This window comes from Brucella sp. NBRC 12950, assembly GCF_030268145.1.
GTDB lineage: Bacteria > Pseudomonadota > Alphaproteobacteria > Rhizobiales > Rhizobiaceae > Brucella.
The window spans coordinates 155,027-170,437 of the sequence record NZ_BSQC01000003.1 but is presented as its reverse complement, the minus strand read 5'-3'; the positions used below and the strand labels follow the sequence as shown (position 1 = coordinate 170,437).

The following is a 15,411-nucleotide window of genomic DNA, read 5'->3' as shown; positions in this document are numbered from 1 at the left end:
GCGCCCGCTTTACGCTTTCGGGGATGCGCTCAAAAAAAGGCGGGATGACCCCGCCTTCAAATCCTCTGTGCTGTTTTCAGCTATTCCGTCGGGCTGTCTTCAGGCCTCAGGTCCTGCTCGGCCGTCGTCGATGTCTGATGCGTGAAGCCCTTGAGACCCTTCGTGGTTTCCTCGGCATCGCGCTTGATCTCAACCTCGCTCATTGCATAGTGAACAGTGAGCTTTGCAATCGATGTGAGCGCGCTCAAATGAATGCGTTCATAGCCATGCGAGGCATCGACACCGAAGGTCAGAAGCGCGGTGCGAACATCGTGACCGGCCTCTACCGCAGATGCCGCGTCAGAGCGATAATAGCGGAAAACGTCTTTCTGCACCGGGATATCGTGCTCGCCGCAAAGCTCATAAAGCTTCTTGGTCAGATGATAATCGAAAGGTCCGGTCTGGTCGGCCATGGCAAGTGTTACGCCAAACTCAGACGAATTCTGACCGGGCGCCGTGGTGCCATTATCGATGGCTACCAGAGAAGCAATATCCGGCACAACGGCTGCAGAAGCGCCGACGCCGACTTCTTCGCCGATGGTGAATATCCAGTACGTATCGACCGGCGTTTCGACATTGAGCCGCTGCATGGCTTCGAGCGATGCCAGCATGATTGCAACGCCTGCCTTGTCATCAAGATGGCGCGAGACGATGAAGCCATTATCGATGAATTCCGGCATGGGATCCACGGCGACAATGTCGCCAACATCGATGCCAAGCTCAATGAGGTCTTCCTTGTTTCGGGCAAGCGCATCGACGCGTAACTCGATATAGGTCCAGCCAACGGGAAGCGTATCTACTTCTTCATTGAAAGTGTGGCCGGAGGCTTTCAGCGGCAGAATCGAGCCGCGATAGGTGCCTTTGGAAGAAAATATCGAAACGCGCGCACCTTCTGCAAAGCGTGCCGACCAGTTGCCGATTGAAACAAGCTCAAGCCGCCCGTTGGATTTGAGATATTTGACCTGTGCACCAAGCGTATCGACATGTGAGACGATACCGCGCGCGGGCTTTCTCGATTTGCCGCTGCGGCGTGCTCGGATCGCCCCGCGCCGCGTCAGGATGACTTCAAGGCCGAGGCGCTCCAGTTCACGTGCAACGAAATGCACTGCCTCATCTGTGAAACCGGTTGGACTTGGGATTGCCAGGAGCGCGCCCAGTTTTTCGAGGAGATAATTTTGATCAATCGCAATATTTGTCATGGTCAGGTAATCTACGGCCCCGATAATTAACGTCAACCTTGCGGGCAGATTTAAAGTTAAATCCCGATGGGAACTGAGTTCTGCAACGTCTACGCGTGAGCTTTTTCTAAAGTTTATTTTAAGGATGGTCTAATTTCGCGATAATTTCAGCATGTTAAGCATTGGCTTCCAGCCTTGAGTTGTGTAATTTCGCGCAAACAACGGGGGGCGTTGATTTGCTGCTTGGGGACATTCATCCTGATGATAAAGCTGCGTACCAACGGGGATCGGTGGTTTGTTGCGCTCGTCGCTTGTTTAGGCATCGCCATAACAATTCTTTTAGGTCAGCTGGAACTGGTTCGGCTCGCTTATATTCGCCTTAACGAATACAGGGACAATCTCTTGTCCCATTCGATAAATGTCACACAATCTGGCAGAAATACGCTTGCAGTGGTGAATAGCACCATGCAGGAATTTTGCTCGGATGAAAATCTGACCGAGCTGCGACTGCTGGCATATAAGGCGCATTATCTGCGCGATATTGGCCGCGTTTTGAACAATCGCATTGTTTGTACTGCTTTATGGGGGCGTCTGTCTCCGCCAGCGGATCTGCCGAAATGGGATCGTGAGGTGGAGGGCGGGCATCGATTATGGGCAAATGCCGAAAAGATCGGAAAACACCAGACAAAGGTGGAAATGATCATGCAAGGCTCGGCGATTGTTTTTACGTCGCCCGTTGCTTTTGCCCTGTACGAACGTACGGAACCTAACCTCAGCGCGTTGGTTGTTAGCCGCGACAGCAAATATATTTACCGAGCGTTTGGCGATACGAGAAAGATAGCGGAACGGCCGCCGGAAAAGCTGCCATGGTATGATCTGCGCACGCATCGGCTGGTTTCGCAATGTGCCGATGACATCGATGTCTGTGTGACGGCATCCATGACCAATGTCAGCGTTTTCCAGCAATCGCCGGGCGTATTGATGGCACTCGCAGTCTTCGGTGCATTGGCCGGTGGCGGACTGGGAGCAGCAGGGGTTCAATGGCGTAGGGGCCATGCATCGCTCGCGCAGCAGATCAAACGTTCCATTGCGGAAGGCCGTGTCGATGTCGTCTTTCAGCCATTGGTGCGGTTGCGTGACGGACAAGTGATTGGAGCGGAAGTGCTTGCTCGTCTGTCAGACGAAGATGGTGTGTCAATTCCGCCGGATGTTTTCATTCCGATTGCGGAGAAGCAGGGCGATATCAAGAATATTACGCGGATTGTCGTGCGCAAAGCGCTTGATCAAATGAACATGCGCTTACATGCAAATGAAGATCTTTATCTGAGCCTCAATCTTGCGGTCGATGATGTTATTGATCCGAACACGCTCGTCTTTCTGGACCAGGAGGTCAAGCGCCATGGGCTTTCTTCGCTCAGAGTTATGCTTGAGATCACGGAGCGCTCGACAGCTAACCATGAACGCCTGATTGAAGCGATGAAATCATTTCGCGCAAAGGGCTATGAATTTTTCATCGATGATTTCGGCACTGGCTATTCCAATCTCGCCTATCTCGCAAAACTGCCGATCAGCGGGATCAAGATAGATCGCATGTTCACGCAAGCGATCGGAACCGAGGCTGTCAGTGCCGAAATTGTCGAGAACATTTGCAATATCGCACGGCGGCTCGAGTTGAAGCTGGTGGTTGAAGGCGTGGAGACGCGAGAACAGGCGGATTATGTGCGGGCTTTACATCCGGATGCCATAGGGCAAGGTTGGCTTTTTGGCCGTCCTGTTCCCGCCGCTATGTTCGATCATGGCAACAATGCAATAATAAGTTGACACTTATAGTCATATATTACAGTAAATGCTAACTCTGCTGCTATAGGCAGGTCAGGGGACTGTGTATCCGGTCTGGAGAGGATCGGTGCTATGGCATTAGCTATTCCGAATGAGCTTCGTTTGATGTGGAATCTGCAACGCCTTTTCCAGAACCATGCGCGGGAGCTGCATCGCTTTTTCCGGCGCAGAGGGCACAATGCAGAGACGGCGGCCGATCTGACGCAAGATACGTTTGTGCGAGTGATGTCGGCAACACCATCAGCCAATGAACATAATCCGCGCGCCTATCTGCATCAGGTAGCACGCAACCTGTCCATTGATCTCTACCGCCGCGAGCGCATCGTTGAATATGTCGATATGCCTGACGAAGAATGGCGCCGCGTTGCCGATACGACACCTACGCCAGAAACTATCGTCTATGACCGACAGCGCCTCTTGATTATTGAACAGGCGCTGCTTGAGTTGCCTGAACAAACACGCCGTGCGTTTGAACTGCATCGTCTCGATGAAAAGACGATTGCTGAAGTGGCCAGCGAACTGGGGCTTTCCGTCTCGCGAACATGGACATTGATCAAGCGTGGTTACGTGCATCTGAGAGCGTGTTTGAATGAAGATCCGGCTGGCAGTCTTTAAAAGAGAAAATTCCCTCCCTTCATTCGTTATACTCAATAGGACATAATTTGAGAGAAGCAGTTCGGCGGTGAGAAACGGCTGAATTAAAGAGGCTGATGCTGCATGGATGTCGAATTATCGGAAAGCGAAAAGCTGTTCGAAGAAGCATTGGATATTGTCATCCGCATTCAGGATGATCCGGATAATCCTGTGGCCCAAGAGCTGGTCAACCGCTGGCGTGCGCGTGGACCGGAACACGAAACCGCCTGGCGTGAGGCGATGGAAATTTATGGCATGACGGGTAAAGTCATGCATGATCAGCGCCGTACGGCAGCTCCGAAAATATCCCGCCGTTCGATCCTCACGGGCGGAGCAGCTGGGCTTTCCGTTGTTGCAGTCGGGGCACTTTTTGGGCCGCAGCTGATGTTGCAGGCACAAGCGGATTACATGACCGCTTCCGCTCAGTTGCAGGATGTACCGCTGCCGGATGGCAGTCGTGCAATGCTTGGTCCTGATAGTGCGATCCAACTACGATTTAGCCCGAATGAGCGCCGCGTCGAGCTTCTTGCTGGAATGGCATTTTTCGATGTGAAGCCCGATCCTGTACGTCCATTCAGTGTGCAGACCGGAAAGCTTACCGCGACCGCACTTGGTACTGCTTTCGATGTGAGCAATGACGCGGGTTATCTCTCGGTTTCGGTGGGTCATGGTTTGGTCGCCGTCAGGCCGACCGGTGTGAACGACACTGTGACACCACTTGGGCAGGGCGATTGGCTGTCGTTCAATGTGCAAAGCCATGACTTCGAGCGTGGTAATCGTGACGTTTCCCAAATTGCAGCCTGGCGTCAGGGAATGCTGGTGGCCGAGCGCGATACGATTGCGTCAGTTGTCGCGCGCATTGCACGCTGGCAATCAGGCCGGGTGCTGCTGGCTCAATCGAGCTTTGGCACACAACGCATTAGTGGTGTGTTCGATCTCAACCAACCGATTGCCGCGCTGGAAGCAGTGGTTGAACCTTATGGCGGAAAAGTTCGGCAGATATCGCCTTGGCTGACGGTCATTTCGTCAATCTGATATTTTTTTGATGCAAGGGGAGAAAATCCTAAAGCCCCGCTCGTTGTAAGCATCAGGGTCGGACGTTAGCTGCTGCCATACAACCGCCTTTTCACCAAAAGATGGAGTGGTTGGACATGGGGCGTCGGGTTAATAAAAGTGTTGTGCAGCGCTTGGGGACGAAAATTCTGACAGCAGCACTTCTGGGTTCTACATGCGTTTATGCCTTATCCCTTTCGACAGCTTTTCAAGCGCAAGCGCAGACTGCTCGGCAGGTTTCTTTCAATATTCCCGCAGGCTCACTGTCTTCAGCACTCGCCAATTTCGGTCGGCAGGCTGGAATGCAGGTGACCTATCAGCCGCAGATCGCTTCCGCTAAACAGGCTCCCGCCGTTTCGGGCATGATGACGCCACAAGATGCACTTTCGCGTCTGCTTGCGGGATCTGGTATTTCCCATCGTTTCACGGGTAGCAACACAGTTGCGTTGGCCGCGCAACCGGCGGCCGCGCATGCACCATTGACCCCTGACGGCACCACACTGCTTGATACGATTACCGTCACCGGCGGTGCGGGCGTGGTGGGGGCAGAAGCACCGTATCAAACGGCAGCACCGACCAATTATATCTCGTCCGAAACCATTGAGCGTTTCCGCGGCTCAAGCCCTGCCGATATTTTCCGCGGTACGCCGGGGGTGATGTCCGGTGAAGCGCGTAACGGTGCGGGCTCGGTCGATGTCAATATTCGCGGTATGCAGGGCATGGGGCGTGTTGCAACCACGATTGATGGCGCTGAAAACAGCGTGACCGTTTATCAGGGCTATCAAGGTCTTTCCAATCGTACTTACATTGATCCCGATCTGATTGCGGGCCTTGATATCAACAAAGGCTCGGACGCATCCTCGCGTGGTATCGCGGGCAACGTCGCCATTCGAACACTCGATGCTGATGATATCGTCAAGGAAGGCGATAACTGGGGTATGCGTGTGAAAGGTGAATATGGCTCGAATTCCTCATCACCGCATGCGGGCGCCAAGGGTGGATATGCATGGCCCTATTCGCCGAGTGACGTCCCGGAAGTCGTTGGGTCGCCCGACGGTATGAACCGTCCTTCTTTCCTTACACCGACCAATGGCTCTGCCAGTATTGTCGCTGCGATCAAGGAAGAGAATTACGATTTCTTTGCGGGCTATGCTTATCGCAAGCGCGGCAATTATCATGCGGGCAAGCATGGCCCGTCAGCCGATCCGGTGAATATCGGCCCTGCCAGGACCTGCAATACATCGGGTTCTTGGTGTCAGAACTGGCCTGAATATGTCGAAAACGGCGGCCTTACGAATTATCGTGCTGGCGAAGAAGTCCTCAATACGCAGCTTGAGACCAAATCCTTCTTGACGAAAGCGACGCTGCGCTTTGATGGCGGTCATACGCTGAAGCTGGGCTATACTGGTTTTCGTGGGGAGGCTGGCGATCTTCTTGCATCCCGTTTCACAGGGGACAGAAATCAACCTGTTCAGCAGGAGCTGACATCTGGTTCCAAGCTCGATACCGGCACCCTGCGCTATTATTGGAACCCGGATGACAATGAACTCATTGATCTGAAAGCAAATCTTTGGGTTACAAAACTGGAACTGCGTAATCCACGTCGCGGTAACATGATGCCGACATTGGAATCTCTCGGCCTTTCGCCGAATTTCCGCACTGGATCGAATACGATCATGTGGGGCGGCGATGTTGCCAATACGTCGAAGTTTTCGTTTGGCGACTATGGCGATCTCGACCTAAATTATGGTGTGTCTTATCTCAGGGAAGATACGCGTCCGAGTGCTTATACTAACGAACTTGAGGGCTGGCTAAACCTGCGTGACGCTTATCGTGACGAACTTGGCGTCTTCACCAAAGCAGCCTACAAGCCAGTCGACTGGCTGACATTGAATGCTGGCCTGCGTTATTCGCATTACTGGTCACATGACCGCCGCACTGAGGCCAACTCTGCTGTACAGCTAAACCCGGAACCCAACCGCGATTCAGGTGGTTTCAGTCCATCGGTCGGCGTGACGGTCGAACCTTTCGATGGCAGCCAACTTTATGTCAATTATTCCAACGCGCTACGCTATCCGAGCCTGTTTGAATCGGTTTCAGCCTTCACCGTCATTCCCAATGCCGGATTGCGGCCAGAGCGTTCCAGCAACTGGGAAGTTGGGGCGAACTTCACGCGAGATGGTCTGTTGAATGATGACGATCGCGGCATGGTCAAGTTTGGCTACTTTAACTGGGACGTTAAAGATTATGTTGCGCGTGCATTCCGCGATTTCTACGATAACAGCGGAAAATTTGTCTACAGCGGTATGCAGGTCTACAACATTGATCGCGCACGCTTTTCAGGTCTTGAATTCTCAAGCCGTTACGAGGCCGGCGGGTTTACTGCCGATTTCTCGGCCAACTATTATCTTGATGTACAATTCTGCCGCACCTCTGACACCTGTGGAGCCAAGTCGCTTTATGGTGACTATGCGACCAACCAGGTGCCTCCGAAATACAGCGTGGATCTGACACTCTCGCAGAAGATGCTTGAAGACAGGCTGACGCTTGGCGGGCGTGTTTCTTACGTCGGTCCGCGTGCGATTGGTCATGGTGATGTCACAGCGGTGGGTGCTGGTGAATTTATTTCGCTGACACGCTGGAAGCCCTATACGCTCATCGATGTCTTTGCCGAATATAAGATCAACGACAGCCTGACCGCGACAGCTCGTATTGAAAATTTGACGGATCAATATTACGTCGATCCGCTTGGCTTGGTGAACCAGCCTGGTCCGGGCCGGACGTTCTATGCGGGCCTTACCAGCAATTTCGGCGGCGATCAGCGCCTGCCGCAACTCTCGCCATTCTCCCGGTCACAGGGTGGGGCACCGGGAATCGACTGGACCGGCTTCTACGGCGGTGTTCATACCGGTATGACTTCCGGGCGCACTTGGGGCAATACGACTGCGCTTGATGGCACGGTTGATCCGATATCGGCGAGTGAATCTGCGGATCGTGGATTTGGCAATTCGGCCCTGTTCGGCGTGCAGGCGGGTTATAACCACCAGTTCAGCAACCGGGTCGTACTTGGTATCGAAGCCGATGTCAGCAAAACGCGTTTGAAGGGCGCGCAGGCGGCCTTCATGCAGGAAGACTGGATTGCCGCTGAAAAGGACATTGCCGGTATTCAGGCAAACACGCATTACGACATTGATTGGACGGGGTCCATTCGCGGTCGCCTTGGTTATGCGCTGGATAATCGCTGGCTTGTCTATGGAACGGCGGGTGTAGCCTTCGCGCATGAGAAGCAGACCCGCGACCAGTACCGCTATTCTGAAGATATCATGGGCAAGGCAAGCTCAAGCCTGTTCTTCGTCGATCAATTGTCGGGAATGCGAACGGGCGTCACCGTTGGCGGCGGTGTTGAATATGCAATCAACGATCGCTGGTCGGTCATGGCCGATTATACCTATAGCCGCTTTGGCAACCGCAGCTTCAGCTTTGAAAATGCGCGTGCCGGAACAGGGGGCAACTACACGACCAGAGAGCAGACAGGTGTGGAAATTACACCTCCCGAACCATTTCTTTGTGAAATTCTGGGAGATCCCTACTGCGATCCATCCGAAAAACCGGTCTATAAATATACCGACCACACTGGCAGCTCGAATATCGCCAATGGCCGCAAAGCTTCCAATTCACTGGATACACACACCGTGAAACTTGGCCTCAATTTCCACTTTTAATTGGGATTAGGTGCGACATTTTGGCCAGGGTGAAGTTTTTTTGCCTTGGCATTGCAAAAAATTGCGTCCTCAATCGTCTTAATTAGTAGAGCGGTGTTATCGGCTTTACGCGCTGAGAACACCGTCTATCAATAGGGATATTCGAAATGACTGATGTTGCTACACTTGAGCACCCCGTTGCTCTTCCCCGCTCTAAGCGCTTGAAAGCGCGAACGACGGGCACTCACGAACGTCTTGATCAGACCATCATGGCGGGCAAACCATTTGCCAGCCGCGAAAGCTATGCATTGTTCGTTGAGGTGCAGTATCAGTTCCACCGTGACATTAATGCGCTTTACGATGATGCCGCGCTGGATGCGTTGCTGCCCGATCTAAACGGGCGCCGTCGCCTTGAGCAGGTTGGTCAGGACATGATCGATCTCGGTTTCGAGCTGCCTGCAGCAGATGGCGCGCCTGCCTTCCCTGCCGGATGTGACATTGATCTGCCGACCGCACTTGGCTGGCTCTATGTGGCTGAAGGCTCCAACCTCGGTGCGGCCTTTCTGCTCAAAGAAGCGCTGAAGCTGGGCTTGTCTGAAGAGCTTGGTGCGCGCCATCTGGCCGGTGCTCCTGAAGGTCGCGGACTGCATTGGCGGACCTTCACTGCGGCACTTGATGAGATTGAGCTTTCTGACGCTGAGGAAGAACGCGTGGTCGCTGGTGCGGAAGCTGCTTTCCGCCGTGTCCATGTACTGGTGCGGAAAATCTTTCATGACCGTCTCTAACCTGACGACTGCGAATAACGGGGCCGCCCAATTCGCCTATCCCGATGAGCGGCAGCGCGCAGGTTATCTCGCGTTGGGGCTGTTATTGGTCGTGGCAGCTTTGATTGGTTTGAAGATACCTATGATGCCTTCAGCCCTGTTTGTCTTTGGTGCAGCACTTTGCTTTGTACAGCTTTCATCCAGTATTCTAGGCTGGCTGGAAACCAACAGAAGTACACGCATTGTCATCGATGCATGGCGTGCACTCGGTGCTCTGCCCTTTCTGTTCAGGCTGTGCCTGCTCAGTCTGGTTACGGCAATCGGCTTGGCAGCCGTTGTTTTGAACCCTTATCTCTTCGGGGTGGAACTGGCAATCAATGCAATGCTGTTTGCAGGCCTCATGCTTTTTGTCGGCCCGCAATATCGAGAAGTGAAATTCGTTCCAGAATAGAGATAGTTTGCAATGCGATTTACCCGACAGGCAGAGCTTTCAATTGAGTTTCTTGTTCTTTGCGAGCGAGCACCAGATGGGACTGCGCTGACCACCCGTGCAGCGGCAGAAGCCACAGGCACGACAAAAGATCACGCCGCGCAGATCGTTTCGGATCTCATACATCACGGTTTTCTGGTTGGCTCACGCGGGCGCGGTGGTGGCATCCGTCTTGCGCGCCCGGCAAAGACAATCAATGTCGGAACAGTTCTGCGACTGATGCAGCCGGGTTTCGATGAACAGGCGACAAAGCAGTCTGGATCAGATTCAGCATTCGGCATGTTGCTGCAGGCAGCCTTGCGGTCCTTCGTGGCGGCTTTTGATGATTTCACCATTGCAGATCTTGCGATTGAGACCAGTGACGGTCGCCTGGCTTGTCTTGATTGCGATCTGCGCAATCTGATCAACCACGGTCAAATGCTCTCTGAGCTGCGCCGCAGAAGCGAATATACGGATGTGCCTGCCTGGGCGGGCGCGTCATGAATGGTCCAACGGATAGTATCGGGGTGCGCGAGAGCTTTAGCGAGCTTGCGCTCTGGGCGGGGGCAAGCCTTCTCGTACTATCCTTGCATGTGGGAGCCGCAATGTGGCTTCTACGTGAGCCGGACATGATGGCGGCCGATGATACGCCGCCGGCCGCTATCATGATCGAGCTGGCGGAAACGCCTGAAGCAACTGAAACCGAAGAAAACGAGCTATCACCGGATGAAGTGATGTCGGATGCAAGCGCTGCAGCCGAGAAGGTTGAAGAACCTGTCGATGAACCTGTACTCGAGCAGGAAGTGGTTCAGGACGAGCCGGAGCCTGTGGAGGAAGAGCCTCGGGAAGAAATAGCGCAGCTCGATAAGGTTGAGGTTCCACTACCTGTCGCAAAACCTAAGCCGCCGGAGCCCAAAAAGGAAATCGTCAAGAAGGATGAGCCGAAGAAGAAGCCGGTGAAACAGCGCGAACAGGCATCGGCCAAGCAAGCAGTGAAGGCACAGGCACAGGTCACGCAGTCCAGTCGCAACGCAGCGAGACAGTCAGCTTCCGGTTTGTTTGCATCCTCTATGACACCGGCGCGCTGGCAATCGCGTTTAATGGCACATCTGGAGCGCCGCAAGAAATATCCATCGGGTTCCAAGTCGCGTCGGGAAGAGGGCACCGTTTATGTTCGGTTTCGCATCGATGATAGCGGCAAGGTACTTTCTGCGACGCTTGCGCGATCTTCTGGCTGGCCGGAGCTTGATAATGAGGTGCTATCGCTGGTTCAGCGAGCTTCACCGGTTCCCGCTCCCCCACCAGACGTCAACAAGACGATCACCGCGCCAGTCAAATTCAACAGTCGATAAAAGAAGGACTGGAAACGAATTTCCAGCCCTTTGATAATTTAGAACTTACGGCTGAAAGAGACCTTCAGATTGCGGCCTGGCATGGCTGTGATGCCGTCAGTCAGATAAGGTTCGTATTCCTTGTCGAACACGTTCTCCAGTGCGAGACGCAATTCCGAATCCTTCATGAAGCCTTTGGTCGGCGTCCAGTTGAAGAACAGGTCATGCACGGCATAGCCCGGCGTTTCTGGTCGATTGTAGCTGAGATCGCCTTTGACATAGGAGGTTCGGTCCTGCTTGTCGACAAAGGTCCCCGTCCAGCCAAAATTGATATCCTGATCCGGCAGCTTGTATCCGAGGGTCGTTACAACCGTTGTCGGCATGATATCGTTGATATAACTATCTTGCCCATAGATATTGTTGACCGTGCCATGGCGCCGACCAATCATGTAGGTGACGCTTGCATCGGCGAACATGAAGTCATTTTCGTAATGCGCTTCCAGTTCCACACCACGCGAATAATAGGAAGGCATGTTCCAGTAGAATGGGACTTCGCCGTCTTTCAGGCCAACCTTGTTTGCGCTGCCGACGCGACGCGCCACCGGGTTGGTGACGTGGTTGTTAAAGAACGAGCCGCGCACCATGAACACATCGGAATCGGTCAAGATACCGCTGAACGACGTATCCGCGCCGATATTGATCGTGTTGTTGCGCTCGACTGCCAGATCTCTGCTTGTGCCGGAGGTTTGCGTGCGTCCGCTTTGAACCGAGTAGATTTCGTCAATATTGGGCGCGCGCATGGCATAAGCCCAGTCGGCGAACAGGCGCGTCGTGGGTGTTATCTGATAGGATGCGCTGATCGCTGGTGTGAAACCATGGTGAGATGCTGACGAATAGTCATGTCCAGCTTTTGGATCGTTATAGATCGCAGCCGCATTTGGCTCGCCTTCGGAGCGAACATAGTCATAGCGGACGCCTGGCGTGATGGTCAGCTTGTCGGTAATGGCCATGCGATCACGCATGAAGAAGGATGTTACGTCTTGTTTGCCGCCGGGCATGATCCATGGGGCGTAATAGCCATAATTATAGCTTTTGTCGTTCTTCTTTGTGATGTCGAACATCGTCACATCGCGAATGTGGTGGTTATACTGCACACCGTAGTTCAGGCTGTGTTCAATACCGCCAAGCTCGAAGTTGGAGGTGTTTTCAGCTTCGATATGAAAATCCGAATATTTCGCATCGTTTTCGGTACCACCAAGCGATGCCGTGCCATTCACGCCGGTTGCGCGTTCAGCATGCATGTCGGTCGAGGAATAGCTCGCCATGATGCGGGTGTTTACGAGGTCGCTGTCGCCGTCATAGGTGTGTTCGAATACCGAAGTGAAGTCTTTCAGCTCACGCCATGCAAGCAGCCTGCGCATTGCTTCCTTATAGGCAGGTGTGCCGGGAACAAGGCTGTTGCTGGTTGGCTGAAGCTGTCCGCGAATGGCTGCAAGTGGTCCCCAATTGGCGCTTTCACCATAAAGAACCGAGGCCTTCACCTTGTGCCCGCCATATTCGCCGGAAAGTTTACCGGAGAATGAAGTGAGTTCAGAACTTGAGTAATTATAGGTCTCGCCGCTGCCGACACGCATGTTGTCGCTCTTGCGCCAAGTCAGGCTGGCAATACCGTCAAACGTCATGCCGGTGCCGAGATTGGAGCGGCCATAAACCGCGCCGGTTTCCAGAAACTGCTTGTTAGCTGTCTGATACGCGGTTTTACCCCATGCACCCCAGCTTTCGCCTTCGCGCAGCATATCGGCGGCATCCTTGCTCTCAAGCTTCACGGTGCCACCGAAGCCACCATTGCCATATCGAACCGAGGTTGCACCCTTTTCAATCTCGACGCGCTTGAGAAGTTCGGGCTCGACGAAAATGGTGCCCTGATCGTATTTTTCAAAGTTTTTCGGCGCGCCGTCGAGCAGAACTCGAACGTCAGTCTGTCGCGAGAAACCACGGATCGAAATCGACTGGCCTTCGGTGCGGACGCCCCCCAGCATGGCTACGCCGGGCGTCTTTTTGATGAGTTCGGGAATTGTTGAGGCCTGTGCCTGTTGCATCTGTTCAGGCGTAATCTGAGAGACGCGCGGGTCGAGATCAGCGAAGTTCACGCCGGTAATCTGGGAGAAGCTGATCGTGTCGAGTTGCACTGCTCCGTCAACAGCAGGCACGGCTGCATTGTTTGCAGCCATTTCGCGCTCAAGGCGTACAGTGCGATTGCCGGTGAAACGATACTGGATATTCGTGTTGCGCAGCAATGCAGAAAGCGCGTCGGCTGGAGCCATGGTTCCGCTGACGCCGGATGTCCTGAGGCCGCTGGTGACGGATGCATCGAATGCGATTTGCAGACCTGTCTGAACTGCAAGGCGATTAAGTGCCGTTGAAAGCGCACCTGCCGGAATATTGATACTGACGGCTCGCGATGTTGTCTGTGCCATTGCTGGCGCGGTCATAAACGGGCTTAGAACAGTGCCGCTCAAAAGCAGCGAAGCAAACAGCGGGCGGGCGCAGGCAGTGAGAATGCGCGAGGAAGGGCTTTTCATGTCGTTTCCAGTCTCAACGTTCAAGGCGTTGGTGTCGGGCATTGGGTGGCTGAGGCACTCGCGCGGGGTGCGCAAACTGCCTTTCACCAACTGGACGAATGAATTGAGCTGTTTGGGACATTTGGACGAAAATTAATTATGCAGCACCGTGAGCAATGACCCGACACGGACTGCTTTGAGCTCAAATGCCTTGATAAAATCATCAAGTGCTGTCGAGGGCGTGGAGAGATCGAAGGTGCCGGTGATCCGGCGTTCGGCGAGGTCGCTGCTTGCGATCATCACCTTACCCGGAAGGTGGCGCGCAATATCTTCGACCACATGCTCAAGCGGCTGGCCCTCGAAAACAAGGCGACCGCTTCGCCAGGATGCTGCAAGTTCCGGATCAACCATCGAAACCTGGCCTATACCATTCCGGCTGTCGTATGAAACGCTGTGTCCCTCATCCAGCCGCAGCGTATCGAGCGGGCTGAAGGCAGATGATGACGCGCTGGTCTGCACCTGAACTGCGTGTTCGGTAACAATGACATCTGCGCCGCCATCTTTCAGTTTCACATCGAATTGGGTGCCAAGGGCCGTCACTTCGCCATTTGCGGCTTTAACCGTGAAGGGGCGCTGTGGATCTGGGGCCACAATAAAATAGGCTTCGCCGCGCAACAGCTGCACCTGACGCCCATCATTCGTAATATCGAAAGTGATTGCTGATCCGGCATTCAGCTGAACGGTCGAACCATCGCTTAACTCAATGACCGGCATCTCGCTACTCGCCGATATAGCATCAGCACGCAGGCGCATCGGCCCGTCAAAGGCAAGGAATCCGCCCCCGAGGGCCGCGAACAACAGCATGGAACTGACGGCCGCGCGCACAGGGTAGCGCGGCTTTCTGGCTGCAGTTTTTGCAAAGTCGGTGTCTTGCAGCAGCAGAAAGCGCGTATCGCTGAAAACGCGCGAAGCTTTGGCAAATGCTAGCTCGTGTCGGGAATCGCTGGCGCGCCATAGCGCACAAGCCTCGACAACCTCCAGATCTCTGGGCGATGCCTGCAACTGCATCAGCCAGTCGACAGCCTGTTCCTGGATTTGGCGCTCAGCCTTATCGTTCTTCTTTGCCGTCGCGCGCATTAAGCCTGATCCAGTTCGTCGAGCCGCAAGAGGCAGTGCATAAGCGCTTTCCGCAGATGCCTGTCCACCATATTGCGCGTAATTCCGAAGCGTATGGCTATTTCATCTGGGGATAGATTGCCGATCCGGTGGGCAATGAACACGCGGCGCTGACGCAAGGGCAGTTCCATGATCGCATCACGTAGGCAGGCGAGGCGGCGTGGCATATCCAGCACCAGATCAGGATTTGCATCCTTGCTTGCAATGTTTGCGGCTTCGTCGTCAGTGCCGCAAAAGAGCTTTGCTTCAAAGCGTTCGCGGCGAAACCGATCAAGACCCAGATTAATCGCAGCGCGCGTAAGAAAGGCGCGTAACGACGATTTGCCTTGCAGATCGGTCCTGCGGTCTTTCAGCCTGACATAAAGATCGTGGACGACTTCATTGGCATTGGAGGGTACGTGCCCACGCCGACGGACTGCGCGGCACAGTTCGTCGTAATAATCTGTAATAGCTGCATCAATGTCTGCAATTTCCTGCAGAGGAAAAGCCGAAGGCAGATTGGATTTGTCAGATTGGTTCAAGGCAGGCACCACATTTTCGTGGCGGCACCATAGTTAGGCGCTTGTGCAAACGCAATAATATATGACCAATATACTCATCTTATGTGAATGCTGTTGCATTTCAGCAAAATTGACCGATAGCCGCAACGATGGAGAGCACTCCACCG

General features: G+C 53.9%; 12 protein-coding genes. 8 read left to right on the top strand and 4 right to left on the bottom strand.

Features of this window, described 5'->3' with window-relative positions:
* Window positions 1-80: 80 nt before the first annotated feature.
* Window positions 81-1,238 (bottom strand): osmoprotectant NAGGN system M42 family peptidase, encoded by a 1,158-nt coding sequence (locus QSJ70_RS06295; RefSeq protein WP_194779718.1) that lies wholly within the window; start codon window positions 1,236-1,238, stop codon window positions 81-83.
* 240 nt (window positions 1,239-1,478) lie between these two features.
* Here QSJ70_RS06295 and QSJ70_RS06290 point away from each other — a divergent pair, with 240 nt between their 5' ends.
* The 8 genes from QSJ70_RS06290 to tolA all read left to right on the top strand — a co-directional run bounded on the left by QSJ70_RS06290 (window position 1,479) and on the right by tolA (window position 11,028).
* Window positions 1,479-3,038 carry an EAL domain-containing protein gene (locus tag QSJ70_RS06290; protein ID WP_285535169.1) on the top strand — a complete coding sequence of 520 codons (1,560 nt, stop codon included), beginning with the start codon at window positions 1,479-1,481 and terminating at the stop codon, window positions 3,036-3,038.
* A gap of 123 nt (window positions 3,039-3,161) precedes the next feature.
* Window positions 3,162-3,671 carry an RNA polymerase sigma factor gene (locus QSJ70_RS06285; RefSeq protein ID WP_285535461.1) on the top strand — a complete coding sequence of 170 codons (510 nt, stop codon included), beginning with the start codon at window positions 3,162-3,164 and terminating at the stop codon, window positions 3,669-3,671.
* A gap of 102 nt (window positions 3,672-3,773) precedes the next feature.
* Complete coding sequence (locus QSJ70_RS06280) at window positions 3,774-4,724, top strand: FecR family protein (RefSeq protein ID WP_285535168.1); 951 nt, start codon at window positions 3,774-3,776, stop codon at window positions 4,722-4,724.
* Window positions 4,725-4,840: 116 nt separating this feature from the next.
* Window positions 4,841-8,464 (top strand): TonB-dependent receptor domain-containing protein, encoded by a 3,624-nt coding sequence (locus QSJ70_RS06275; RefSeq protein WP_285535167.1) that lies wholly within the window; start codon window positions 4,841-4,843, stop codon window positions 8,462-8,464.
* Between the two features lie 146 nt (window positions 8,465-8,610).
* Window positions 8,611-9,228 carry a biliverdin-producing heme oxygenase gene (locus QSJ70_RS06270; RefSeq protein WP_285535166.1) on the top strand — a complete coding sequence of 206 codons (618 nt, stop codon included), beginning with the start codon at window positions 8,611-8,613 and terminating at the stop codon, window positions 9,226-9,228.
* Window positions 9,215-9,658, top strand: coding sequence for a DUF454 family protein (locus QSJ70_RS06265; protein WP_215778087.1), 444 nt, complete (start codon window positions 9,215-9,217; stop codon window positions 9,656-9,658). The genes QSJ70_RS06270 and QSJ70_RS06265 overlap by 14 nt, the downstream gene beginning before the upstream one ends.
* A 12-nt stretch (window positions 9,659-9,670) precedes the next feature.
* Window positions 9,671-10,180, top strand: coding sequence for an Rrf2 family transcriptional regulator (locus QSJ70_RS06260; protein ID WP_079213240.1), 510 nt, complete (start codon window positions 9,671-9,673; stop codon window positions 10,178-10,180).
* Window positions 10,177-11,028 carry a cell envelope integrity protein TolA gene (gene tolA / locus QSJ70_RS06255; RefSeq protein ID WP_285535165.1) on the top strand — a complete coding sequence of 284 codons (852 nt, stop codon included), beginning with the start codon at window positions 10,177-10,179 and terminating at the stop codon, window positions 11,026-11,028. The genes QSJ70_RS06260 and tolA overlap by 4 nt, the downstream gene beginning before the upstream one ends.
* Before the next feature lie 38 nt (window positions 11,029-11,066).
* On the opposite strand, the gene QSJ70_RS06250 is transcribed toward tolA, so the two are convergent.
* From QSJ70_RS06250 to QSJ70_RS06240, 3 genes are all read right to left on the bottom strand, one after another.
* Complete coding sequence (locus QSJ70_RS06250; RefSeq protein WP_215778090.1) at window positions 11,067-13,589, bottom strand: TonB-dependent receptor; 2,523 nt, start codon at window positions 13,587-13,589, stop codon at window positions 11,067-11,069.
* A gap of 132 nt (window positions 13,590-13,721) precedes the next feature.
* Window positions 13,722-14,705, bottom strand: a complete 984-nt coding sequence (locus tag QSJ70_RS06245) for a FecR family protein (RefSeq protein ID WP_285535163.1) — start codon at window positions 14,703-14,705, stop codon at window positions 13,722-13,724.
* A complete protein-coding gene (locus QSJ70_RS06240) occupies window positions 14,705-15,274 on the bottom strand; it encodes an RNA polymerase sigma factor (protein ID WP_285535162.1) in 570 nt (189 codons plus the stop codon). Before QSJ70_RS06240 ends, QSJ70_RS06245 begins: the two co-directional genes overlap by 1 nt.
* Window positions 15,275-15,411: the final 137 nt, after the last annotated feature.